The organism is Brevibacillus sp. FSL K6-0770, from assembly GCF_038000275.1.
Lineage (GTDB): Bacteria > Bacillota > Bacilli > Brevibacillales > Brevibacillaceae > Brevibacillus > Brevibacillus parabrevis.
Genome location: NZ_JBBOBQ010000001.1, coordinates 2983847 through 3009507 on the forward strand (window position 1 = coordinate 2983847; position 25661 = coordinate 3009507).

16 protein-coding genes and 1 pseudogene are annotated in these 25661 nt (G+C 52.3%); 15 read left to right on the forward strand and 2 right to left on the reverse strand.

All coding sequences use genetic code 11. The features are described from left to right. Positions 1–82 precede the first annotated feature (82 nt). The 4 genes from NST23_RS14295 (at position 83) to NST23_RS14310 (ending at position 4041) form a co-directional block, all read left to right on the forward strand. Positions 83–1717 carry a helix-turn-helix domain-containing protein gene (locus NST23_RS14295; protein ID WP_217020893.1) on the forward strand — a complete coding sequence of 545 codons (1635 nt, stop codon included), beginning with the start codon at positions 83–85 and terminating at the stop codon, positions 1715–1717. A 113-nt stretch (positions 1718–1830) separates the two neighbouring features. Then, positions 1831–2814, forward strand: coding sequence for an ABC transporter substrate-binding protein (locus NST23_RS14300; RefSeq protein WP_217020894.1), 984 nt, complete (start codon positions 1831–1833; stop codon positions 2812–2814). A gap of 117 nt (positions 2815–2931) precedes the next feature. Then, positions 2932–3339, forward strand: a complete 408-nt coding sequence (locus tag NST23_RS14305) for a hypothetical protein (RefSeq protein ID WP_173599346.1) — start codon at positions 2932–2934, stop codon at positions 3337–3339. Between the two features lie 129 nt (positions 3340–3468). Further along, a complete protein-coding gene (locus tag NST23_RS14310; protein ID WP_217020895.1) occupies positions 3469–4041 on the forward strand; it encodes a hypothetical protein in 573 nt (190 codons plus the stop codon). A 68-nt stretch (positions 4042–4109) separates the two neighbouring features. On the opposite strand, the gene NST23_RS14315 is transcribed toward NST23_RS14310, so the two are convergent. After that, positions 4110–4853, reverse strand: a complete 744-nt coding sequence (locus NST23_RS14315; RefSeq protein ID WP_122966828.1) for an EAL domain-containing protein — start codon at positions 4851–4853, stop codon at positions 4110–4112. Between the two features lie 339 nt (positions 4854–5192). On the opposite strand from NST23_RS14315, the gene NST23_RS14320 reads away from it, so the two are divergent. The 11 genes and pseudogenes from NST23_RS14320 (at position 5193) to NST23_RS14365 (ending at position 21613) form a co-directional block, all read left to right on the forward strand. Continuing rightward, positions 5193–5846: a helix-turn-helix transcriptional regulator gene (locus NST23_RS14320; protein ID WP_287102829.1), complete on the forward strand. Its 654-nt coding sequence runs from the start codon at positions 5193–5195 to the stop codon at positions 5844–5846. Between the two features lie 164 nt (positions 5847–6010). Next, complete coding sequence (locus NST23_RS14325) at positions 6011–6997, forward strand: hypothetical protein (RefSeq protein ID WP_287102830.1); 987 nt, start codon at positions 6011–6013, stop codon at positions 6995–6997. A gap of 294 nt (positions 6998–7291) precedes the next feature. Beyond that, entirely contained in the window at positions 7292–8230 is a 939-nt protein-coding gene (locus NST23_RS14330) for a CsxC family protein (RefSeq protein ID WP_340963917.1), read from the forward strand. 205 nt (positions 8231–8435) lie between these two features. Further along, complete coding sequence (locus tag NST23_RS14335; protein WP_340963921.1) at positions 8436–9389, forward strand: ABC transporter substrate-binding protein; 954 nt, start codon at positions 8436–8438, stop codon at positions 9387–9389. 198 nt (positions 9390–9587) lie between these two features. Continuing rightward, positions 9588–10796, forward strand: a complete 1209-nt coding sequence (locus NST23_RS14340) for an MFS transporter (RefSeq protein ID WP_122966825.1) — start codon at positions 9588–9590, stop codon at positions 10794–10796. Between the two features lie 123 nt (positions 10797–10919). Further along, positions 10920–12770: an ABC transporter ATP-binding protein gene (locus tag NST23_RS14345; protein ID WP_445662490.1), complete on the forward strand. Its 1851-nt coding sequence runs from the start codon at positions 10920–10922 to the stop codon at positions 12768–12770. After that, a pseudogene (locus tag NST23_RS28445) lies at positions 12751–14491 on the forward strand (ABC transporter ATP-binding protein). Before NST23_RS14345 ends, NST23_RS28445 begins: the two are co-directional and overlap by 20 nt. Positions 14492–15144: 653 nt before the next feature. After that, positions 15145–15579 (forward strand): helix-turn-helix transcriptional regulator, encoded by a 435-nt coding sequence (locus NST23_RS28450; RefSeq protein WP_445662501.1) that lies wholly within the window; start codon positions 15145–15147, stop codon positions 15577–15579. Positions 15580–15878: 299 nt separating this feature from the next. After that, complete coding sequence (locus NST23_RS14355; protein WP_340963925.1) at positions 15879–17582, forward strand: DUF6138 family protein; 1704 nt, start codon at positions 15879–15881, stop codon at positions 17580–17582. Between the two features lie 404 nt (positions 17583–17986). Further along, complete coding sequence (locus NST23_RS14360) at positions 17987–19357, forward strand: catalase (protein ID WP_309539192.1); 1371 nt, start codon at positions 17987–17989, stop codon at positions 19355–19357. 279 nt (positions 19358–19636) lie between these two features. Next, the gene (locus NST23_RS14365) at positions 19637–21613 is read left to right on the forward strand and encodes an AraC family transcriptional regulator (RefSeq protein WP_340963927.1); all 1977 of its coding nucleotides are present in this window, start codon (positions 19637–19639) and stop codon (positions 21611–21613) included. Positions 21614–21687: 74 nt separating this feature from the next. Here NST23_RS14365 and NST23_RS14370 read toward each other — a convergent pair whose 3' ends face one another. Beyond that, positions 21688–25533 carry a reverse transcriptase domain-containing protein gene (locus NST23_RS14370; RefSeq protein WP_340963929.1) on the reverse strand — a complete coding sequence of 1282 codons (3846 nt, stop codon included), beginning with the start codon at positions 25531–25533 and terminating at the stop codon, positions 21688–21690. Positions 25534–25661 lie beyond the last annotated feature (128 nt).

Here is a 25661-nt window from a genome sequence, read left to right on the forward strand (position 1 = left end):
TCTGCCAGACCTTGGGGCAGCTTTTCGCGCATTCGTCAGAGAGAGGCTAGTATGTTGCCACACCGCAAGAGGAGGAGAGAAGATGAAGCGGCTGTACATCGTGAAAAAAGCAGAGAGCTGTTCCTTGAACGAAAACGGACAAGCATTCGTACCAACTTATCCACTGTTTATTTGGGCGGACACTCCGGTACAGCTGCGAGTAGGGGAACAGTGGCAGGAGGTGGCAAAAGGCCAGCTTGCTTTCGTTCACCCGAACGAGCGCATCGAAATGAAACGGGCGAAACAGGCTGTCGACTCGCTGTTTCTCCTCTTTTTTCAAGGATACCGTCTGGAGGAAGAAACGATCGACAAGCTGACGTATCTCGTCGATCACAGCACCTTCCCGGCACATGGCTCTGTTGCGGGCGTTGGCTCGTTGCCGCTCCGGGCTTTCACGATCGTCGAGCAGCTAGTGAAAAGCAACGCGAACGCTTCCGGTAATCCAAGCGATCAGGCAAGTCAGCACGGGCTGCTTGCCGAGCTGCTTGACCTGTTTGCCAGGGCTGTGTCGACACAAACAGCCAATCCGGCAAATCCGATGCACGATGTCCTCGACTTCACGAACCGCTATTACGACCAAAACTTGACCCGTACCCAGCTGGCGGAACTGTCAGGCTATGACGCCAGCTATTTCTCGCGTCAGTTTCAAAAGCTGGTCGGGCACAGCTTTTCCGAGCATTTGACGCGGGTCAGGCTCGATCGGGCAAAGCTGCATCTGTTGACAAGCGAGGCGACGCTTCAGGAAATCGCGGAGAAAGTCGGCTACGCAGACGGTTTTTACTTGAGCCGCAAATTCAAGCAAGTGATCGGCACTTCCCCCAGCGCGTATCGGCGGATGCCAAAGCCGCAGCGCATCGTTGCCCTGCAGTTTGCAGGTGACTTGCTTGCGCTCGGAATCAAACCGATCGCTGCCCGGTTTGCGCCGTGGGAAAGCTCGCCGTTGATTGCAGCGGAGCTGGACGGGGTGCGGAATGTCGAAGAAATACAGAGCGTGGCGGAATGGGAGCAACTATCGCCGGATATGGTGCTTGCACCGGATTATTTGTATTACGTGCCCGATCAATTGGAGCAATTGCGCAGGCTGGAACAGATCGCGCCTGTGCTCGTCCTCCCGTGGGATCGGCTGGATCGCTTGGAAACGGTGCGGCTTTGCGGAAAATTGACAGGCAAAGAGCAGGAAGCCGAGGCGTGGCTGCAACATTATACGGCGCGGGCGGAGGCTTTGGCTGCCAAGCTCGCTGGCGTGATCCAGCCGGAGGAAACGGTGGGGCTGTACGAGCTGTGGGAAGACAACACGATCTGCATCTGGAATCAGACGACCAGGGGAACGTACAACTTGTACAGCAGCCTGAAGCTGACCCCTCCGCCGAAAATTGCCGATGAAGTCTTGCGGCCACAAGCCCACAAGCTGATCCGGGAAGAGCAGCTCGCCGATTATGCTGCGGATCATATGTTTGTGGTCATTCCCCGCGAGCAAGGGGGCGACGATCTTGCTTTGCCCGATCATTTCCGGTCGCGAGCAGGCTGGCGCGAACTGCTGAAAACGGGACGCCACCGCCTGTACCCTTTGCCATTGGAGGACTTTTGGTGCAATGACGCGCGCGCCTTGGAAAAACAACGCGAGATCATGGTCGACAAGCTGCTGGCAGCAACAGCGCTTGTCCTGGCAAGCAGGTAACCATTGTCCATGGCGAAAATGTCACGAATGGAAATAGACAGCAGAGAGGGGGCGAGGTACGATGAAGATGTTTATGAGAATCATTCTCAACATCATCAGAAAGGAACGAGCATATGCAAAAGCGCAGAAACGATATCGGCTGGGGGATCGTCCTGCTTTGGCTGACCGTGATGTTGCATGGTTGCGGTACGGCAGATTCGGTCCCGAATGCAGGAAAACAAGAGGAGACGCCAGTAGTTAAGCCAGAGACCAGGATTGTGAAAACCGTCCATGGGGATGTCGAAATACCAGCGAATCCGCAGCGAATCGTCACACAAGGGTACTTGGCGCAATTTCTCGCATTTGGCGTCAAACCAGTAGGAGCGCCGTACTGGGAAATCGAAAGTCCGCATGTCAAGGATTTGGCCGCAGGGATTGCGGATATCGGACAGATCGATGGCGGTTCGGTCGAGAAAATTTTGGCGTTGAATCCTGACCTGATCGTGACGGTTGGCGGGGATGAAAAGCTGAACGAGCAATATCGTAAAATCGCGCCGACAATCGTCATCCCTTATGGCACCTACCATGAGGTGCATGAAGAAATGAAAGCGTTCGGCCAGCTGCTCGGCAAGGAGCAGGAAGCAGACAACTGGCTGGCCGCATTTGACGAGGACGTGAAGCAGGCAAAAGCTTCGATCGCGGGATTGGTTCCGGCAGGGACAACCTTTTCGATCATGGGGCCGTTCGACAAGGAGTTTTACATATACGGCGATGGTGTGAACCGGGGCGGCCAGGCGATTTACCAGCAGCTCGGCTTGACACCTCCGGAGAGCGTGCGCACCGATCTGATTCAGAAAAAAGTGGACGCGCAAAGTGTCTCGACCGAGAAAATCGCTGCGTATGCCGGGGATTATATTTTTCTCGACATATCTGGCGGAGCCGAGTTCGATGAAAGCTCGCCTGTCTGGGCCTCGCTCGATGCGGTGAAGAACAATCGCATTTTCAAGCTGAACCCGGATCGCTTCTGGCCGTATGATCCAATCGCGGTGCAGGCGCAGGTGAAAGAAGTGGCGAGCATGCTGCAAGAGAGACTTGGCGAGAAGAAAGCGCAGAAATGATAGATTCGATACAGCGAAGCTTGTTGTGTTCAAAATGAAATATTTTCCAAATGAAGCGCGTGGGTGATATGATAGATTCGCCCACTTTTTTTATTGCTTGGGGAAGGAGCAGATGAAATGAGCAAAGCTGCGATCGTAGTAGGGCTGATCCTTTCCGCTTTCCTGCTTTCAGCCTGTGCGAACCACTCCCCAACGACGGATTCCGCAAACACAACAAGCGCAATCGCAAGCTGGCCCTATCCTTTTGTGAAAGTCGAAGATCGCTTGTATGTCATCGCCGATGATGAAAACGAAGAGCAATGGATCGACAAAGAAAAGCTTGGAGAACAAATCGGTAGCGTAGAAGCGAAGTACGCTTTTGAAGGAGACGAGCAAACAGCGCAAGCAGCGATTGCCTCCAACTACTTGGAAAAAGGGACAAAGCTGTTTGCCATCAAGGACGTTGACCCAAAAGAACAGATTGCATGGGAAAAGAGCGAGGGTGTGTTTGTTCGGGCAACATTCGAGATTTCTGGCTCCGAATGAGGGGCAGTTGTAGGTGAGAAGGTTTTTTCGCAACCAAAGAGCGTTGGAAAGAAATGAAGCACCGATCTCTTTGGGCAAAAGGGGAGCGCAGGTATAGGCGAGGCGATACAAGAAGGAAGGAGGGAGGACATGACTCAACTGCTGGATATGCAAATCATGTTCAACGATGTGCTAAAACGAAAGGTCGCCATCGAACAGTTTGAGCAATGGGTTTATGGGCATCCAGACATTGAAGAGCATTTTGGCTCTCCGTTTTATTTGCAACTCATCAGCCTGGACTATCGGGGAACGTACATCGAACTGGACCTGAAGCAGCTGCTGGAGCCTGTCATCCCGTATCCGGAACTGGAAAATCGCAGGTTGAAAGAAAATTTGCAAATAGTTGCAAGCACGAATGATGATATCGCGACTGCTTTGGACACGATCTATGACGACTATTGTGACGGATACAGCTTTCTCCGCTTTCTGGCTTTGGCGTACGCTCTACTCAGTGGAGCTGAGGGGCAGTTGACGATCAGTTACCGTCAGCGCGCACTGCTCCAGGAAGAAGCAAGACGGATTCAATCGTTCTTTGCGGCAGGGAAAATCAAAATGACAGGACTGTACGAATACGCTGATCTTCGCCACGAAAGCGAGCAGATGGAATTGCGAAATATCGAGTCCATGCTGCGAAAACTGGAGGAAAATAATCGCGACACATGACATCTTCCGCCGTCAAGCCCGCCGCCGATCATCAGGCAGCGGGCTTTCCCTTTCCCTTTTCCATTCCTTCACACCGCAGCATTGCTCCCTATCATCTCCGCCTGGTCAAGCGAGCGGGGCCGCCCGAGCAAAAAGCCTTGCCCGACAGGAACCCCCAGAGCTTTTGCCGCCGCCAGATCATCAAGCTCCTCCAGCCCTTCCAGCACCAACTGCGACTGCCCCAAACAAAAATCAACAAACAGCGAGACAAGCTTTTGCTTGTTCGGATGGTGGGCAAGCTGGCTGCCGAAATAGCGGTCGAGCTTGACCACGTCCGGCTCGTATTCGACGATTTTGCGCAAAGATGCTGCACCCGAGCCTACGTCATCCAGTGCGATCAAAAAGCCGTACGCGCGCAACTCGCGGATTTTCTGGCCGAGCAGTCGGACATCCCACATCTTGTCTTCCTCGGCCGCTTCATTGATCTCCAGTACAATTCGGCGAGCGATGCCCGGAAACGCAGCCAGAAGCTCGTCCAAAAAAGGTGGAAAGAGCGGATTCAGCAAGGTAGACGGAAAGAGATTGACAAACAAGTACGGCGCATTTCGCCCCGCAGGCATTTCCGCAAAATAAGATGAAACAGCACCGCGCATGGCGGCGGTATCCAATTCGTACAACTGACCAGCTTGACGCGCCGCCTGAAAAAGCTGCTCAGGCGATTGCTTCGATGCGCACCGCAGAAGCGCTTCGTATCCGAAGCATTGTCCGTTCGCAAGCTCCACGAGCGGCTGATAAGCAGCGTAATAGGTGGACGGCTTCATTGACTCAGCCATGAATCGTTTTCCCCTCCTGATCGCGAATCGACATGGCTCCGTGCAAACGTGCGGAGCGATGGAGGAGCCGAGTTTTTCCTCCGAGAAAGATTTTTTCACTTGGAAAAAATGGAATTTAGCTCATTCTACAATACAAATGGCGGTTCGGCAATTATTTTTACCAAAGGAAACATATTTGTATATGTACAAAACGCGTTGCTTCTTGTAAACTGTCCTTGTCATCAATCCGAACAGGAGGGATTTTCCAATGAGAGCTTTCCTTTTGCCAAAACGGTCGTATGTTTGCGAACTACGGGAACGGCGGTGCCTGGGCGTAAAAACAACGGAAAGCGTTACAGCGTGAGCAACAGGATGGCGATGGCACGCGAACAGACAACCCGGCAAAAGCTGTTGGTGTACATGAAAAAGCAAGGGACCGTCGATGTCCAGCAATTGGCGGAGCACTTGCAAATGACCAAGGTCGCGGTACGCAAGCATTTGGATCTTTTACATAGAGAACATTACGTAGAGGCAAGCATCATGCGCAGACAGATTGGGCGCCCAGTCTTTGTGTACAAATTGACGCCAGCGTCCGAGCGATTGTTTCCCACGCACTACGATGAGTGGGTGACAGAGCTGATGGAAAATGTGGAGGAGCTGTTTGGCCAATCGCATGTGGCGATGCTGTTCGAACGCAGGATGAAGCGCATCCAGCAAAAATATCGCGAGCAGATGGCAGGCCAATCGTTCGAGGAGCGGCTTGACACGTTAGCGAAGCTACAGGATGCAGACGGCTATATGGTCAAGCTGGAGCAAAAGGCGGACGGGGTCTACTCGTTTATCGAAACGAATTGCCCGATCGCGAGAGTAGCGAGCGAGTTTCCCCAAGCGTGCCAGTGCGAATGGAGCTTGTTCGCTTCGCTGTTCAACGACGCGAAAGTAGACCGGACAGAATGCATCGCAGAAGGAGGGACGTGCTGCCGCTACCTTTTGACGAAAAAGCAACAGACTTGAAAGCTCATGCCAAATTAGGCATGAGTTTTTGCGTTGGCAGCGGCAGAAAAGGACAGACGACTATTCCCCAAGCGAAAGCTCGGGCGTATGGATATAGCAAGGCGAAAAAGCGAAAAACGCGAAGCATACTTGCGAGCCAACCAAGAAGGAGAGGAGGTGAAAACATGGCTATGCCCCAACCCAGGCGGACACCTGCGCGAAAAACGCCCTTTTTAAACCATCTAGAGCTGCGGCGCGCTCCAAAAAGCCACCAGCAAAACTTTTTGCGTGTCAAACAATCCATGCCAAAGCAGGACATGGCTGGCGACAAATACGAAGCACCGCGGCCCAAGCGCCAGCTTCCAGCGAAAAGCAAAAGTCAAAGCCCCGTTGCAAGTGACGTTTCCCGCCAAGCGCGAAAGGTTGGAAAAGCTTTCGGGAAAAAAACAGCGCCCATCAAGCCGCCGAAAATACGGACGCCGCTGGCAGCTCCCGATCCTCTCGAAGAGTTGCCGCACCTCGATTCATCGAGCTTGCTTGCGAGCGAGCCTTTGCGCATGGCGGACAGCAGCGCAGTCACAGCGCCAGTACGGGGTCAACAGGAAACCGGGACTGCGGCAAACGCAGGCAGCAGCAGCCAGGTTGTTTTCGCGGATGTAGCGTACACCGAGCAGGGAGAAAATGCGTATGTGCAAGTTTCGATTCTGGAAGAAGCGTGGGAAGTGAACTGGGTGCACCCGATTCATGCCCACTGGCAGCAGGAATGGCTGGAAATCCATCCGAAAATCTCGCTGGATGTGCAGGAGACGCGCCATGAGAGCAATGGGCGGGTGGTCTGGGTGCGCGGAGATTTTGAGCTGACCGTCGTTGGCACGACAAGCGAAGCGGGAAAAGTCGCCCATGAGACGCTGCGCCTGCCTTTTACATCAACGGTTTTGCGCCCGCCAGTTGCCTCGGAAAAGCAGGGAGCGGGAGCATTTCCCGACAACAGCCCGCTTGCCAGCACGGAAAGCTGGATCGAAACAGGCGATTGGAAGGCGAGCCTCATGTCCGAGCCATTCATGAAAAAAGGAGCCGGCACAAGCGAGTACAACGGGGTGGCGATCGTCAGCGGGCGAATTTGGTGGTTCCGCAAACAACTGATTCCGCTCAGGTACGTAGGCCAAGACTGACGTGACGGCTTTTCTTCGCCATGGTCAGCAGGCCAGATCGGCAAGCGCAGGGAGCCAGTCCGCTTTTCCCTTTGCTGGCAGCAGCAAGTGCACGGCTTGTCTTTCGTACATAGGGAGTATCGCTGAGCAAATAGTTGCCTAGTTAACCAAAACTCCCAAGCAATCCGATCACAAGCCGGCTCCAAAAGGCAAAAAATGGGTATATCACGCTCGGCAACAGCCAAGTCGTTTGCCAAGGCCAGGCCATATGATGAAGAGAAAGACAATGCTCTGATAAAGGAGGCGATCAATCAAATGGGAAAACACGACGATTCAAAAGACTGCAAGTTCCGGGTTGAATACCATTGCGACGACAAACACGACAAGCATGACAAACACGATCACAAAGACAAACATGAATGCAAAGACAAGCACAAGCATGAGCATAAACACGAACATAAGCACAAACACGAGCACAAGCATGAGTACAAATGCGACCACGACCACAAGGACAAAGACAAGCACAAGCATGACAAGGATCATTGCCACAGCAAGCCTGGCCATTCCTGCGGCGTGGACAATGTACGCGTATTTGGCTCCAGCACAGAAGCGACTACTTTTCCGAAAACGATCAAAGTGCCTGTCACCCTGGCAGAACTCTCGGTCGTAGTTTGTGTCGAAGCAGATATTCAATTGGAAAAACCTGCGCTGGAAATCATCCGGGCGTGGAAAAGCGTCATTCTTGAGCAATGCGAGCTGGTTCCGACATTCAATCCGTACGCGGCCAAACTGTTCGGAAGCGGCTTCATCCGCAAAAACCTTGAGTATGCCACAGCAGACCACGTTTCGGGCAGTGCCGTATGCGGGGATATTCGCCACATCAGCGCGCTGATTCCGTTCGACTTTTGCGTAGGAATTACGTTCCCTACATCTGGCCCATCCTTGCAGCTCATCCCCGATTTCACCTCTTCCGGCGAGCTGGGCAACAAGACAGGCACAGCAGCACAGTTGAACATGGGGCTATTTGGCAACCGCCAATTTTACAACGAAAAACCGTACTGTGAGCTGGTCTTTTCCGAGTTCACCGAGCTGGACATCGGGCAAGATTTGCGTAAAGTCAAATGCAACGAGCATGCTTTTTCACACGTACGCGAAAAAATTGTTCTCAATCTTGGGCTGAAAGTTTTGCAAGATCAGCAAGTTCCCTTGCCTGTGATCAATCCGCCAAAACCGCCGCACTACCCTTGCAAATAACCGCCAGCCAAGAAACGTAAAGACACTGACGCATCCGTTGGTGTCTTTGGTTTGTACAGAACAAAAATCCGCTTTTGTCTTCTCCGGCTCCCGATTTGACTGTCGCGCCACGCTCCGGGTATGAGAAAGTATGTTTGGCTCGAGGAGGCGGCACTGCGTTGCTCGTCGCGAGTAAAAACAGTTCGTTCAGGGAGTGGAGAGACAGATGAAACTCGTACATGTTATGGCAACGCTCACGTGCCTGTTCTTGCTGGCTGGTTGCGCCAGTCCGGAGGCAGGCGGTCATGGGGCTGCGGGGAATGCCGCCCGAAAAGAAATCGTGAATCCCGGGGGCGAGAAGGTTAGCATCCCGTTGCAGCCGAAACGCATTGCCGATTTGTCCGGGTCGACGGAGGAGCTGCTTTTGCTGGGGATGGAGCCTGTCGCGACGGGCAATATCGACTATGGCAACCGCGCCGAATTTTCTCCGACGATCAAAGAGCGGCTGGCCAAAGAGACAGTCAACCTCGGTTGGTACGCCGAACCGATCAGCCTGGAAGCCGTCATGGCCGTTGAGCCAGACTTGATTTTATTGGGGCCGCTGTTCAACGAAAATTTGTACGAGCAGCTATCCAAAATGGCTCCGACGATCAAAATTCCCCACCCGTACTACGAGTGGCGCAAGCGGTTGGACTTTTTGGCAGATACGTTTGAACAACAGCCGAAAAAGGCACAGTGGCTGAGCGAATATGCGAAAAAAACAGCGGAATGGAAGCAAAAGCTCGGCCCGATTCTCAAAGACGAAACATTTGTCGTGGTCGAAACGTATCCGCAAAATCTGGTCATTTATTCGTCAACGGGGGCAGCCGAGCTGATCTACAGCGACTTGGGACTCAAGCGAGCGGAGGGCATCCCTGCGCCGGAGCATTGGGGCGGAATCGAAATCAGTCTGGAAGCGCTGTCTGCCCTCCATCCACAGCATTTGTTACTGATGGAAAACAGCGAAAACAAACTGAGCGACAGCAAGGTGTGGAAAAGTTTGGAAGCGGTGCAAAAAGGCAATGTGTACAAAATCAGCAACGTAGACAATTACAACTATTCCTACACAGCCATCGGCCGGATGCAATTGTTGGACAAGCTGGGCAACCAGATCGTGCAGGTGCACGGACAGAAGCAGTAGCAGTAGCCGCAAAGCAGGCGGGACTAACAGCCATGGCGTGTACAACGTTCCAATCCGTACCGTTTTTTGCTCCGGCATGAAATCATTTCGCGAAAAAATCCGTTTTACAGCATTATCTCTCCGTCATTAGGTAGTGGCTACCTTGCCTTTTTCCATAAGATTAGGGGCAGGGAGTGACGAAAGGAGTAGAGTAAAAACATGGGACGAGTACGAATTAGTGTCTTTTTCAGCGTCTTCGTCGCAATGGTTGGCTTGATGATCATCGCCCCTGTCATGCCTCCATTGATTCGTGAATTGGGATTGAGCGAAACCCATTCCGGTTTGATTATTTCACTTGGTTCCGTAGCCATGGCGATCATGGCGCCCGTTTGGGGGAAATGGAGCGACACAAAAGGCAGAAAGCCCGTGATTTTAATAGGCTTTCTGGGAATGTTCGTCGCCTATGTGCTGTTTACGCTCACGATGTACGCAGGGCTTGCGAAGCTGATTAGCGGAGGTCTGCTCGTGTTCCTGCTGATCTTGGCCCGGGCGATGGTCGGCATGTTCATTCCTGCCGTTCCGTCTTCGGCGCAAGCGTACATGGCTGATGTGACGGAGGAAAAGGACAGGTCGTCCGGGATGGCGCTGATCGGTGCTGCCAATGGAATGGGGCTTGTCCTCGGGCCAGCGATCGCGGGAGTTTTTGCCCTGATCGGTCTGATTTGGCCGCTGTACATCGGGGCGCTGCTGCCGATGATCGCGTTTATCGTGGTGCTTCTCTTGATTCCGCCGCACAAGCCGGTTGTTGCGACAACCAAGCCGCCCAAGCTGAATCCTTTGCAAAAAGGACTGCGTCTGTACTTGTTCGCAGGGATGGCCACCATGCTGAGCATTGTCACCTTGCAAGTCGTCGGCGGGTTTTATTTCCAGGATCAGCTGCTTTTGACCACAACAGATACGGCGCGGATGCTTTCCATGGGCATGATGCTGAGCGGAGTCGCGATGATCATTACCCAAGGGGTGCAGATGAAAAATCCGAAATGGCAGCCGCGCTCGCTGATTCTCGTCGGTTCCTTGCTGGTGCTTGGCGGTGTAGCGCTGTTCCTGCTGTTCATTCATGCTGTCGGCTTTTACATCGCGTTCTTCTTATTTGGTGTAGGTACGGGCTTGATGATGCCAGGCTTTATGGCAGGCGCTTCGCTTAGCGTTTTGCGCGAGCAGCAGGGCGGAGTAGCCGGATTGGTGGGAGCCGTGCAAGGCATATCGGCTGTAATTGCGCCGATCTTGAGCACAAGTCTGTACCAGGTAGAGCGGCATTTGCCTTTTGGTGTCGTTGCCATTGTCGTGCTTTTGATGGCGATCACGCTGTTCGCTTCCAAAGGCGCACCTGTGTCAGCCAATGTGCTGGCGACGAAGCATTCGGAATAAGCAGTGGACCACCGAAGGACCTGTCTTCTAACCATCTGTGGGGGGCGGGTCCTTCTTTTCACCTTGCAATGATAATGATTCTCGTCAACCATCTGCGACAGGAAAGGAGAGTCGGGTATAAAAATGAAAGCAGAAATGTCCGGGCTCTTGCAAATCGCCAAAGAGAAAAAAGGGCTGCTGACCGCGGCCAGCTTGCTTTCGACGGTTTCCAGTCTCCTGCAAATTGCTCCCTTTGTAGCCGTGTACAAAATCGTGGAAGAACTGCTCTTGCACGCGCAAAGTCCTGCGGGGATCGACAGGGAGCTGATCACGTATTGGGGCGTCGCCGCTTTGGTAGCGCTGGTTGCCGCCTTGCTCACCTTGTACGTCGGGCTGATGTGCTCCCATGTGGCTGCCTTCCAAATTTTGTACCAGTTGCGGGTACGGCTGGCCGAGCACGTGGCGAAAGTCCCGATGGGCTACCATACGAAAACGGCCACAGGCGAGTTGAAAAAAGTGATCGAGGTCAGTGTCGAAAAAATCGAGAAATTCATTGCCCACCAGCTGCCTGACATGGTGACAGCCATTTTGATCCCGCTTTTGATGATCGGGTATTTGTTTTGGCTCAATGGGTTGCTTGCTCTCGTGCTGCTCGTCCCGGTTGTCTTCGGTCTATGGGTGCAGGCGCGCATTTTTACAAGTGAACTCGGCCGAAACGCTTTTCGCGATTATCAGTTTGCCGTGGAAGAAATGAACGCGACAGGCGTGGAATACGTGCGCGGCATGCCCGCTGTCAAAATTTTCGGGATCAAGGCGGATGAATTTTTGACTTTCCAGCGTGCGGTGAGCAGCTATCGCGACATTGCGCTGCGGATCACGGCGCTGTGCAAGAAGCCGTACAGCCTGTTTTACGTGCTGGTCAGCTCCTTGTTTACGTTTATTGTCCCGATCGGCATTTTGCTTGCGAGCGGTCAGCCGGGGAATCAGGCGTTTGCCATTACGTTTACGCTGTTTTTGATTATTACGCCGAGCTTGTCCGTGCCTTTGCTGCGGCTGATTTACGTCGGGGGCGGGCTGCGGGAAATTATCGAAGGCAACAAGCGGATTGCAGCGGTGTTTGCCGAGCCGATCGTAGCGGAGCCAACTGCTCCTCGCGTCCCTATTGCTTACGACATCGCCTTCGACCGCGTCTCCTTCGCCTATGAAAACAGGGAGAGCAAAGACTACAAGCCCATTTTGCAAAACGTCGACTTCTTCGCCAAAGCGGGCGAAATGACGGCGCTGGTCGGGCCTTCCGGCGGGGGGAAATCGACGATCGCCAACTTGCTCTTGCGCTTTTGGGACGTGCAGGAGGGAACGATTAGCATTGGCGGTGTCCCGATCCAGGAGATGGGCACGGAAAAACTGATGGACACCGTGTCGTTTGTGTTTCAGGATGTGCACCTGTTTTACGATACGATCGAAGCGAACATCCGGATGGGGAACACGTCCGCATCCAGGGAGGCGGTCATTGCTGCGGCGAAAACAGCTTGCTGCCATGAGTTTATCGAAAAGCTGCCGCTCGGCTACGAAACAAAGATCGGCGAAGGGGGAACGTATTTGTCCGGCGGCGAAGCCCAGCGTCTCGCGATTGCCCGCGCGCTGTTGAAAAACGCCCCGATTTTGGTTCTCGATGAGGCAACCGCCTACGCCGATGCGGAAAACGAGAAAAAGATCCAGCAAGGCTTGATTGAGTTGGTGAAAGGCAAAACCGTGATCATGATTGCCCATCGGCTGTCGACGATTCGCGCAGCGGAGCAAATTTTGGTCGTGAACAAAGGCGAGATTGTCGAGCGCGGGACACACGACGAGCTGCGCCAGCAAAACGGCCTGTACGAAAAAATGTGGCAAGCGCATGTCAGCGCCGCTACGTGGAAGCTCGGCGCGAACCATACGGACGCACACAAACCCGAGATGAGAGGGGAGGCCCCAGCGAATGCTTCCGTACTTTACTAACATTTCCGGCGGCAACGTGCGGAGCTTGTGGCCCGCTGCTTTTGCTGCCTTGCTGGACGGGATTGCCAAAGTCATTCCTGCCGCTTTGCTCGTGGACATTTTCCAGACGATTTACCTTTCCTTTGCCCAACCGGAGTCAGGGCTTGATACTGCCCGCTTGTGGACCGTCTGCGTCATTTTGTTTGTCTGGCTGATTGTGTCGTACGTCACCTATGCCCATCTGTACGAAAAATCGTACACGGCAGCCTATCGTTTGGCGGCCACCGGGCGGATGAAGCTCGCCGAACATTTGCGTCATTTGTCGTTAGGCTTTTTTGGCAAACGCGATCCCGGCGACGTGACGAACCTGCTGCTCAGTGATTACGCGCAGGTCGAACATACGATTTCCCACAACGTTCCGCAGCTGATCAGCGCAGTCGTGCTGCCTGTGCTCGCTTTGCTCGGACTTGCCTTTTTGGACTGGAAAATGGCGCTTGCCATGTTTGTCGCGCTTCCGTTCGGTGCGCTGCTGTTGTGGCTGACCGATTCGTTGCAGGCCCGGCTCAGCGAGAGTCACGTCCGGGCGAAAAATGAAGCGGCCAGCAGGCTCCAGGAATATTTGACAGGCATTCGCGAAATTAAAGCGCACAATGCTGGCGGAAAGCGCTTTGAGCGCCTGCGGCTTGCCTTTGATCGGCTCATGCGGGCTTCTATCCGGCTGGAAGGGCTGGTCGGGCCGCTGATCATGGGCGCGCTTTTGCTGACGCGCTCCGGGATGACGATCATGATTTTGGTCGGCAGTTATTTGCTTGTGGGCGGCACCTTGTCGCTATCGGTCTTTCTGCTGTTTCTGTTGATCGGGACACGCGTGTTCGAGCCGTTGACCGTCGTGTTGATGAGCTACGGAGAAATGCGTTACTCGGCTTACAGCGCACAGCGGATCATGGATGTGCAGACAGAGCAGCGACAGCCGGGAACGGCGCTCATTCAGCCGCACGGACCCATCGTCTTTGAGCGGGTGACGTTCGGCTACGACGAGAACAACCCTGTTTTGCAGGAGCTGTCCTTTACGATCCAGCCGAATACGATTACCGCGCTGGTCGGGCCGTCCGGAAGCGGAAAAAGTACGGTGACCCGGCTGATCGCCCGCTTTTGGGACGTCCAGCAAGGAACGATCACCATCGGCGGCATGCCTGTGCATAAGGCTGACCCCGAATTTTTGCTCAAGCAGATGTCAATGGTTTTCCAGGACGTATACTTGTTCCAGGACACGATTGGCAACAACATTCGCATCGGCAAAATGGATGCGACCGAGGCAGAGATTGAAGAGGCGGCAAGGCGCGCCTGCTGCCATGAATTTATTTCCCAATTGCCGCAAGGATACGCTACACCTGTTGGCGAAGGTGGTTCTACTCTGTCTGGCGGCGAAAAGCAGCGCATATCGATTGCCCGCGCGTTGCTGAAAGACGCTCCGATCGTCCTGCTTGACGAAGCGACAGCCTCGCTTGATCCCGAGAACGAAACGGCTGTCCAGCAAGCGATCAACGAGCTGGTCAAAAGCAAAACGGTCATTTTGATTGCCCATCGCCTGAAAACCATTCAACATGCGGACAAAATCATCGTGCTGGATCAAGGACGTCTTGCCGAGGAAGGGACCCACAGCGAATTGGTGGAAAAATCCGGTCTGTACGCCCGTTTGTGGGGGGTTGCAGCAAGAGGTCGACGTTTGGCGCGTGAAGTAAGAAGGATCATCCCGTCCGAGCGGCGGGGTTATTGTCGTTGGATCACAGATGAGAGAAACAACACAGAGGTGAACGACCCCATGAGTCAAGCGGCACACTGGTACGCAATCGAGAATCGCAAGGACAAGCATTGTGCGCTCGCAACCGATTTGAATGCGCTCTATCAAAACGGTTCGTTTCAGCAAACGTTATCGTTGCCCGATCAGATCGGCAAAGGGTACTGGCAGAAAACCAGCCTGAACACGATGCTGGAAATAATGGTCTGCGACATCGTTTTACACGAGGAATTGAGCATGAGCAGCACGGAACAGGACGACTGGATGAAAATATGCTTTTGCCTGGGAGAAGGGATGCAATGGCTGTCAACGGACACACATCGGGACTACGGAATCGCTTCGGGTGAAGTGACCGCCTTCGGGAGAGCGATGACGAGCAGCACGTGCCAATTCGATCCCGCGCGCAGGTTTCACAGCCTGACGCTAAAGCTGGACGTAAACAAACTGATGCAGGCGTGGCCCATCGCTTCGCTTGAACAGCAATGGGCACGCTTGACGGCACATGACAGTCTGTACGACAACAAAAAAATGACGCCTTTGGTGAGGCGCATCCTCCACGAGATGCTGGATTGTCCCTATCAAGCCGCAGTCAGACGCATGTATTTGGAAGGAAAGGTGCTGGAGCTGTTGGCCGTGTACATCGATGAGATTTTGCGGGAAAAAGACACGTTGCCTCGTGAAGTCACCTTGTCCAAGACGGACTTGACCAGTTTGTGGCAAGCCAAACAAATCGTCGATGCCAATCTGCTGTCGCCTCCCAGTCTTGCCGAGCTGTCCCGGCAAATTTGCCTCAATGAATACAAGTTGAAAAAAGGCTTTAAACAGCTGTTCGGCTTGCCTGTGCATGCTTATGTGATCGATCAGCGGCTGGAGCAGTCGAGACGCTTGCTGGAGGAGGGCAGCGTCAATGTCACGTATGCCGCCAGCATGGCAGGGTTCAACAACCTGGGACAATTTGCTGAGAAGTTCCGGAAAAAGTACGGGGTGAATCCGTCTGCTTACTTGAAGAGCAGGGGATTTCGGACTGTTTAATTACGAACTATAATTTGTTATGGCGGTAATAATATTCGCCTATTTTCTTTATGATCGGCTCGAAGTGAAAAAAATCACGGGGGTAATACTTTTCGCCGTCCATGATCATGAGGTTAAAGGCGAACATTAAGAAAATAGCCAAGGCATTCTTTTCCCGACTAGGCATTTGGGCGGATTTTCATGTCATTCTCTGGAAAAGTGGCTGAAATCTACTATAATGAGAGAAAACCGGGGAAGAGAATGTATGTTCTGATAGGCTGTACGCTCCCCCTTGGAAGATATGGGAGGCTGAAACGATTGTGATCCATTCTACATTGGAACCAACAGTGAATAAGATGGAGCAAGCCATTGACAAATGGTTCGCCTACATCGAGGAAAAAGACGCCGATGAGATTGTCCGCCGCACGACTTTGCAAGTGGGCATTCATGACTCTGCCATGCTCGAATACAAAAATGATCGGGCCAGCGTTGTCCTGATGGAGCTGGATGATTGGGAGCTTGATTTTGACGACACGCCAGGAGACTTTCGGCGCTTAGGATCGAAGCAGGCGGATTTGTCAGAGACAGACGTGCGGGAACAGATCGTCCCGCATCTTGCCGCCTATATAAAAGAAAAGCTGGAAACTCTCTCGTCCCAAGCGCTGATTAACTACCAGTTTTCGTTTTGGGGCAAGTTTCAGACAGACACAGGGGAAGTAAAGCTGCCGATTGTCGAGCTGTTCAACGAGGAAAAACAGCAACGCCTGCTGGCGGAGATTTCCGCTTATCGCACGCAACTGTTTTCGGCTTCAACTGGCCCGACCAAACCGCTGGAGACGTTTTTCCTTTCGCGTCATCTGCTGAACCGTTCGCTGTTTCCCGAGACGGATTGCCACGAAGCCATCCGGGTGTTTGATCGCATTTTGGAAGTAAACAAAAGCAAAAAAGAACAGCTTGGCGAACATCAGCACAAGATCGTCAATGCCTTGACAGACTGGGTGGAAGGCTCGTTTTTGCCGCTTTATTTTGATGTCGTGGCCAAAACGTGGCAGGAAAAGACTTATCAACGAAAGAGCGGCTTCGATCCTGCGCACATCGACGAAGGGGCTATGGAGTTGTTCCTGTATGCCGCCGTCGCTGTGATCAAGTATGAACCGTCCTATAGCAGACAAAAAGGAATTGCCTGGCTGGAGCGGGCTGTTGAACTCGGCAGCAAGCGCGCTTCGCAGTTCATGAAGGAAGGCAGCGGCACGCTCTCCCGCGAGCTGACCGTTCTGCGTGACGAACAGGTCGAGTGCCTGGCAAATGACGTCTTTGCCACCGTGACGATCTCGATCAAGCAGGAGCGCGAAGAGAGCTATGCGCAGGCCCTTGCATTTCTTTGCGCGTTGTTGCAGAGCGGTTTTCCGAAAAGCTATCAAATCAAGCTCAAATCCGGCGTCAAGCAGTTTTTGCCGATCAAAGGATTGGCGAAGTCGGGAACCCATCGCTTTTTTGCCAACGCGCTGGCTTATCCGAACTTGCACCCGCTGCTTGCCGATTACGCCCGCGTTGCCATGGTCACTTATGAGTGGTATACGGATGCCGATGATGAGAGAAATGCGCTGCCTGGCACATATGCCGTCTTCGGGCTGGGATTGGCGGACGCTGAGTATTTTGCTTTGGTGGAGGAGTATTTGGACACGATCGATCTGGAGCATCAGTCCGTGCAGGATTATTTTACGGCTGCCTTCGTCGAGAAGCACGGCGTCCATCCAGAGTCGCTCCCGACATTGGTCGCGTGCTTGGTGCACGGTACCGACGCAACGAAAGTGAAGATCAAGTCAGAGCTGGAAGAAGAGCCTAATTTGAGCTTGTTGCTCGATTTGCTGCAAACGCAAGAGCCGCTTGAAGTCGAGCATGTCATTTACATCGTCTGGGGTGGTTTGGACAAGCTTGCAAAGATCGCTGCCAAAGCAAAAGGGGAGAAAGCAGAACGGCTGTCGGCCTTGCTGAATTTGGCGAAAGACCAGTCTGGAAAATGATGGTTGTATAAGAGGGGACACTCTGTCTGAGTGGTCGCTGTATGGTTTTTGGGAGCGGGTGGTTGATTTGATTCGCACGTAAATTCATAGGGCACGCGCTTGATTAATGTTCCAAATTTATTTCGAACTGGTGTGATTCAGGCACCAGTTTTTTTGTACAGGAAATGTCATACGTCGACGGTGGAAGCAATTCGTACACTGGGCGCAGTGGCTGTGGAGGTCCTCATTCGTTCCGCACGATATGGCAACGAGGCGGAAGCGTTCGTCATGCTGCACCCTAGGAGCGGGCTTTTGCTATGACGGCTGCTGCTCTCGGCGTGCGGATCGGCATTGGACGCGTAGTCATAACCAACCTATAGCCATGCATACATATTGGTGAGAATGTAGGCATGGGAGGTAGAGGAATGGACGACAAGAACGCTCGCGATCAGACGCACAATCAGAGTTGGCAAGGCGGTCCGCAACCGTCGCGCTACTCGCAGACGGTTGGGAGGCGTGGACCGATTCTAGAACAAGACACCATGCTGCACGAAAAAAATGAAACGTTTATCCATGAGACCATATTAGAGCGCCCTTTGCATGTGAAGGGTTTCGGAGCCTTTGGCTATTTCGAGACGTTTCACTCGATGGCGGCTTACACGAAGCTTTGTTTCCTGCAGCATCCGGGCCAGCAAGTACCCGTTGCTGTCCGATTCTCGCTGGCGGCCAGCAACAGGGGGACGCCGGACACTTCGCGCAATGTGCGCGGCTTCTCGACTAAATTTTATACCGAGCAAGGTATCTTCGACTTAATATGCAACCATCTTCCCGTGTTTACGGTGCGGGACCCCATGCGGTTTGTAGAGACGGTCAGCGCCTTCAATCCGTCGCCCGTCAACAACTTGATGGACCCTAATCGGTTCTGGAGCTTCTACGCAGAAAATCCGGAGGCGACGCATTTCGTGCTGCAACTGTACTCCGACCTGGGAACAGTCAAGAGCTTCCGTCACATTCCGGGTTACAGCGTGAGTACTTATGTTTGGAAGAATGAGCAGGATGTCCGCAATTATGTGAAATACAACTGGGTTCCGCTGGCTGGCGTGCAGTATATCGATAGCCAGGAGGCGGCGCGGCTCGCCTGCGAGAACCCGGATTATGCGGGCAAGGATCTCTATGACACGATTGCTCAAGGAAAAACAGTGGAATACGGGCTGTATGTACAGCTCATGAATCCGCAGGACGAAGCTACACTGCCGTTCGATCCACTGGACGATACGAAGGTGTGGGATGTGCGGCAGTACCCACTGCTGCCAGTCGGCAAGATGGTGCTGGACACCAATCCCGACAATTATAAGGAACAGGTGGAGAAGCTGGCCTTTTCTCCGTCCAATATGCTGGACGGCGCCGAGTTTTCATTGGATAGAGTGCTTCAAGGCCGCGCCAATATTTATACGGATTCACAGCGTTATCGGTTGGGACCGAATTTCCGCAGCATCCCGATCAACCATCAGGCGGACTGGAAGCCATCTGACGAGGTAACAAGCGGCACCGGCAACTATGTGGCAGGGCGGCTTGAGCGCACTGCACCTCCAAAAGGGGATGACTTCACGCAGCCGGGGCAATTTTACAACTCACTGTCGCCTGTGCTTCAAGAACACTTAGTCCACAACATTGCCTCCGATCTTGGAGCTGCGGTGCCGGAGTTACAGCGGATTGTGCTAGGCTATCTAACCCAGGCGAGCCCGGAACTGGGGGAACGCGTTGCCAGGCAGATCGGGAGCAACGGGAAGAGATAGCAACAACAGAGAATCCGAAACGTTCCGGAATAAGACGCTGAGTTTCTCGACATTCGGAAAAAATGCCAAGAGCGAAGAAATGAACACCCGTCAGCGAGCTTTTGATGGAAATCACGCCATAACCGTAAGTAGACGGTTACTTCAAGCACCTTAATCATGCTAAGACGAACTAGCCGCAGGCGCAGTATGCCTGTGGCTGTTATTTTTTTATGTGAATGATAATCGTTTTCATTTATAATGGCGAGAGTTGGAACGGAAACAAAAAGATGGAGGGATTGCATGGACGTGAAGGGCGTCATCGAACATATCATGCTCTGGAATCATGCGTCCATCAAAGTGTTGGATGTGCGTCACCAGCTATTGGGAAGAGAAATCGGCTCGCGCTCGTACAAGCTGCCGGCCAGTACGTTTTTGTTTGCTGCGCAAGGAAAGGCGCAGATTTGTCTGGATGGCAGCGAGTACGCGATCAAGCCATACGATATCGCCCATAGTGGAAAAGGGACGCTTCTGGACATTTTTTTGGCAGAGGACGTATTTGAATACTACTTGATTTTTTATCGGGCCGCGATCCCGTTGACCAGTCGGCAGCAAATCGTCAACTTGCTGCGAAAAAGCGACCCGTTTCAGCTGCCGTACAGCTTTCAGCCGTGCCAGCCGATTGAGCTGCTTGCACTCGTCAAGCAAATGGACGAACAGTGGCAATGCACGGGCGAGCTGGAGCGCTTCCAGACGAAGGCACTCTTTTACCAGTTTGTAAGCGCCGTGCATCGTCAACTGCTCGATTCGAAAGGGGCACGGCTGGAAACCGATCCCGCCGCCCAGGCGAAGCAGTACATTCAGAACCATTACGCCGAACCGATCACGCTGGAGGCGCTCGCGGAAATGCTGCGCTACAGCGTCCCACATTTATCGGCCTTGTTCAAGAAAAAGACAGGCTACAGCCTGATCGACTACCTGATTCGCGTACGAATGGAAAAGTCGGCAAGCCTGCTGGTGGAAACAGATCGGCAGTTGCGCGAGATCGCCGAGAGTGTCGGCTACCGCGACCCGTATTATTTCGGGCGCTTGTTTAAAAAAGTATACGGAATATCGCCCGCGCGTTTTCGGGCGACAAAAGCACAGACGCCGCAAACAGCAGATCGTCCGGCAACCATCATCGGATCGTCCATTGCCGCTCTCGATTTTCGCCGTTATATTGATAGCGAGAATCATTATCCATACAAGAAAGAGGGACGCAAAACCATGTACAGACCTGCCAAACCATCTGCTGCGGCAACCGTCATGCTCTGCCTGACCCTGATGCTTGCCGCGTGCTCCGGCAATGCGGGAGCGCCAAGTCAGGCGGCGAACGGGAACCAGACGGAAACAAGCGCTGCATCAGACGCCAATCGCTCGACGCAAACGAGCTCTGCGCCAGCGGATGCGAGTTCGCAAACCCAAGTCATTTCCACCGTCAAAGGGGATGTCGTCGTTCCAGCCGCACCAAGGCGCATCGTCGCCGATCAATATTTGGGCACACTGATTACACTCGGTGTCACACCGATCGGAGCGCCCGGCTTGCATCGCCAAAACCCGTATATTACCGAGGCGCTGAAAAATGTCGAGGACATCGGGGATGTCAACGGCTCCTTGGAAAAAGTGATCGACTTGCAGCCTGACTTGATCGTCACGGAATCATCCGACGACCAGGGCCGCTATGATCAGTTGTCCAAAATCGCCCCGACGATCTCCATTCCGTATGGACAGTTGAAAAATATTCAAGAGGAATTGACTTTCTTCGGCAAGCTGCTCGGCAAGGAACAGGAAGCAAAAGACTGGCTGGCGGATTACGAGAAGCGCATCGCCGCCGCGAAAGAACGCGTGCGCAAAGTGATTCCCGAAGGCAAGTCGTTCTCGATTATTGAGCTGACCGACAAGCAGATGTTCGTCTATGGCGACAACTTTGGCCGGGGCGGACAGGCTGTTTATCAGGCGCTGGGCTTGAAGCCGCCAACTGCGATCGCCAAAACGCTGCAGGAGAAGCAGTGGCTGGAGCTGTCCAGCGAGCTTTTGTCCCAATACGCCGGAGACTATATCATCTTGACTTCGAACAGTCACACGCTGGAAGACTTGAAAAAAGATCCGCTCTGGTCGTCGCTCGACGCTGTGAAAAACAACCATGTGTACGTCTGGAAGGAAGAACGGTCCTGGTACTACGACCCGATTGCGGTGTTGTCGCAGACGGAAGAGATTGCCGATTGGTTGACGAAGCAGTAATCCGTTTGACCATTTTGGAAAAAGCGAAGGCCCGCGCAAAGTTCCTTGTCAACTCTGCATGGGCCTTTTTTGCTTTATTTTCTTCCTGCAAAGCCTGCAGGAGGTGACTTTACCTGTGGCTCTGGCTTGGAGGAACGTGACTTGGTTTTAAATAAGGTAGGGTCGATATCGAACATGCTGATGGCAAGCTGATCTTTCCCGTGTACTTGAGCAATGATTTTTTCGTGTCCACTAAAAGGCGCCTGGGCAGATGAGCCGCCGTATTCACCTGTATTGGCAAGAATGACAGGCTGGAACATATGATAATTCAAGGCGGAAACCATGTTGTCAAACGTCCCGATGTCTTTGTTCAGGGCCGAGATGACAAACATGTCGGAAATATCACGAAGATCGGCCGTCAGTGCTATGTCGGTTGCATCGTAACAAATAGCTCCCGCTACGCGTATAGATTGATTGCCTTTTTGAAACTCGACATAGGCTTGGTAAGGTCTGTGGCTTTGGATATTCATTTTGCGTTCCAGCTTCGTCATATGCTGCTTGCCTTGCCACACGGCAACAAGTGGATTTTCGTCTGAATTGAGAATCCAAATCGCTTGATTCACCGTGGCTTGATCGGATGCTCTTTTTTGAAAACCTAATCCCGCAAAAATGCTTGCTTTCGTTTTGTGGGAGAGTCTCAGCAAGTAGTCGATGTCGTCGGGATGGACAGACAGCTCAGGAAAGACGATCAGATCAGCAACATAAGCGGACTCCTTGCCTGATCTTTTTATAGCAGCGTGCCAAGTTGCCAGATGCTTCTCAACCATGTGGCAAAGGTCCGCAATATGAGCACGGTGTTTCTCGCGGAAGTCCGAAGACCAGTGCATCGGATCTTTGGCGTTAAAATCGTCCATGTATGGCAGCAAGGATTGAACGATGGCGACACGGAACAGGCGGTCGTCCTGACGCTTTTGCAGTTTGACAGGCAATACGTATCCTGGCGTGTTGGACAATTTGCCAAATACTTTCTGCTGCTCTTGCATACGGTTCTGAATGATTTTCAGCCATTTTTTGCGGTCGGACTGTGCAGCAGAAATCCCGTGAACAAACCTTTCGCGATAATCGATACCCGGCCATTGCAAAAGCAGGAACAACAGCTCGCTCATCCAAGGGGACAAGGGCAACGGCTCCGGGAAGAGGCTGCTCGCCAGGCTGGACATGCCAAAGCGGCGTGAAAACCAGGTGGAGCGCAATCCTCTGTACCCAGCCGAAACGGAATGGTCTTGTCGCATCAGAAACGAGTTCGTCGTGTAGTCGTATTCGCCAGTCAGGCAAGCTCGTAAAATACAACCGAGATTGTACATCCACCGACATTCTGCTTTTACCCAGTGCGGGGTTGGCAAAGAGTATGAGCTTTTTGTACTGGTTACCGTGATGGCAAACGGCTTTTTATAAGGATTTTGCCAAGCTTCTTTGTCCGTCATCGTTATTTGCAAATCTTCGATGGACAGGCCGTTTTCGCTGTTCAAGCGGGTAAATGCATCTTCTTTGCCCGAGCCAGGCTTCAGCAACTCCAACATCAAATGCAGCAAAGCATTTTCTTGCTGAAAAGGATTATCTGCGCTCGTAATGAGACTGGCGAGACTGACAGGCGTATTCGTTGCAGTGGCAGAAGACCAGTCTGCTTGTTTCTTGAGCGAGTTGCGATAGATGATGGAGGATAGCTCAGGCACCTGCTGGACGATCTCTGTTTCGATGGTCAGGCTTGAGAGAATCCTCTGAAGCAGATCAGGGCGATTCGCGCAAAGGAATTTTAACGACCGAATTTTTTGCATAGGCTGCCTCTTCCATTTCTGATAGGCTTCCGCAAACCACGAACTGAACCTGTCAGGATTTGGATGAAGCTGTTGGACGATCAAGGCCATCGTTAGCATATCCTTACGATTTTTACTGGTGATCGCACTATAAAGAAGCGCACGATGTAAAAGTGCGTAAGGCTGCAACTCGCTGCTTTCATCATTTAAAACGTAAGCTTGGCCAACCGAAGCAAGATAGAGAGCAGCTTGTTGTTTCACATACCAGGACATTATGTCCTGAGCGTCTAGTATCTTCCTTGCAAAAACGGCGAGATGTTCGCGAAAAGCAAGCAAATCCGCATGTTCAGGATCATGCTTTTTCGAGTGGTGACCAATCCAGACAGAACACGCGCACAGGATATCCGCCGAAACGTATTCCATCACGAGCTTTTGGTGGCTGAGCTCTGTATCATTGTTAACGTTCATATAAAGCTTTTGCTCAAGAGCTTCCGTTACGACTTTCAACAGTTTTGCGCTAGGAAAGAGATCGAGCCCAAACTTCAGCAGGGAACTTAAAGATGGATTTTTCGACCAAACGGCAATTAATTTCCTGGCGTACAGTTCAAAATCGTGGCCGATATGACTGTTTACGGTAGGGTTCTGATCGTTGGAACCGATCATGCTTTTTTGCAGCCTTAACGCGTCTACAAGTCGTTTCGCTGCAAACCGCTTCAATGTGTCGGATTTTACGTCCGCATTCTTGACGGCGATTTTTGACAGGGCAAGATTGTTTACATGTTCGACAGCCGAATCGCCAAGTTGCTCAGACAATTGGATGAGACCGTCTAAACCCCCGACAATTTGTCGCAAAGCTTCGATATCCGGGGTGCCGCTTAACGTTCCTTGCAGGATTTGCATGCGGCCAGAGAGGTCACTCTGATTGGAAATTTCTTCATAGCTTTGGATGCTGACTTTATCGGGGTGAATCTCCAAGGAATCTGGTTCAGCCCCCATTTGGCTCAAATGCGAATTGAGCTTGGCTTGAATATGCTCTGTCACCATTTGTTTCAGTTGCTCGATTTCAACGGTGTCAGCAGCTTCTACTACCAAACGGATATCGTCGACATAGCGGCAGTAATCGCGAATGATAAACGGTTCGGAAAAGTCTGATGAGGCAACTTTTTGATGAATGCTTTTTCCTACTTCTTGATCAAATCGCAGCAGGTAGATATTCGAAAAAAAACCGCCCGCAACAAGACCTTGTGGAATACCATCAGGGAGCGTGTCTTTGTTGAGCACTTGTTTTGCCATGGCTTGGTCGGAGTCGTTCCATTCCCAATCGAAAACAGTTCGGGCCATTTCCCAAAAATCAGGATCAGCTTGAAGCGAATCGTCTAGCGTGAACCTTTCCACGTATTCGTTGTAAAGCTCTTCTGCTTCGTCAATTAATGCGGCTCTGTCAATACTGTCGTAGAAGCTCTTCAGGTCGAGTGAAAAGACGTAATGCTTTGTGCCCCGACGATTCAGATGCGTGTACAGTTGGCAAAAGTGCTTCGGGCGTTCCAGGAACTTTTGGTAGTCATCGTAGTACATTCGATAGCATTTCGAGTTGCCCCACGGGAATGTAGCGATGGATTCTCCGTCTTCATTTTTGTCCCAGTGGCAATACAGACGGTTTCCGTAGTTAAAAACTTGTTTTCGCTGAGCTTCATGATAATCTGGAATGTCTGTCGGGCCTTGCAGTGTTTCGATGGCATTGGCCAAGCACAGCATGATCGCCGATGCGATGGTTTGGTCCTGGATTTTGATGTGGGCGAGCGGTCTCAAATAGGTTTTGTCGCTTTCAAGCTTCTCTTTAACAGGGTGCCAGCCGTTAGAAGTAAACTCCCAGGTGCAGGTTTTGGGAGCGGGAACCAGTCTGAGTTTTGCGGGACGGTATTCTTCGCTTTCCAAAGATTGAGACCACTCATTCAAGCGATTTTCCAGGTCGAGCGTGGAAAGATCGAGTTCCAATACATTTGCATACCAATTATGCCTGCGGATGTAATTGTGTGACTTTTTCCATGCCTGAGCCAAGATGACTGTATCCGTTACGTATTGTTTCTGAGGGGACAAAACCCCATATTTTTTGTCGATAATAGACATGTTTCCTCCTACTGCTATGCCCGATCGGGACAGTTCCCAGATGCTGGTCGCACATCGGTGCCAGTTTTGTTGTTTCCGAAAAATAGTGACTGATAGCCATAATAGTAGCACACATGGCACACTGGACT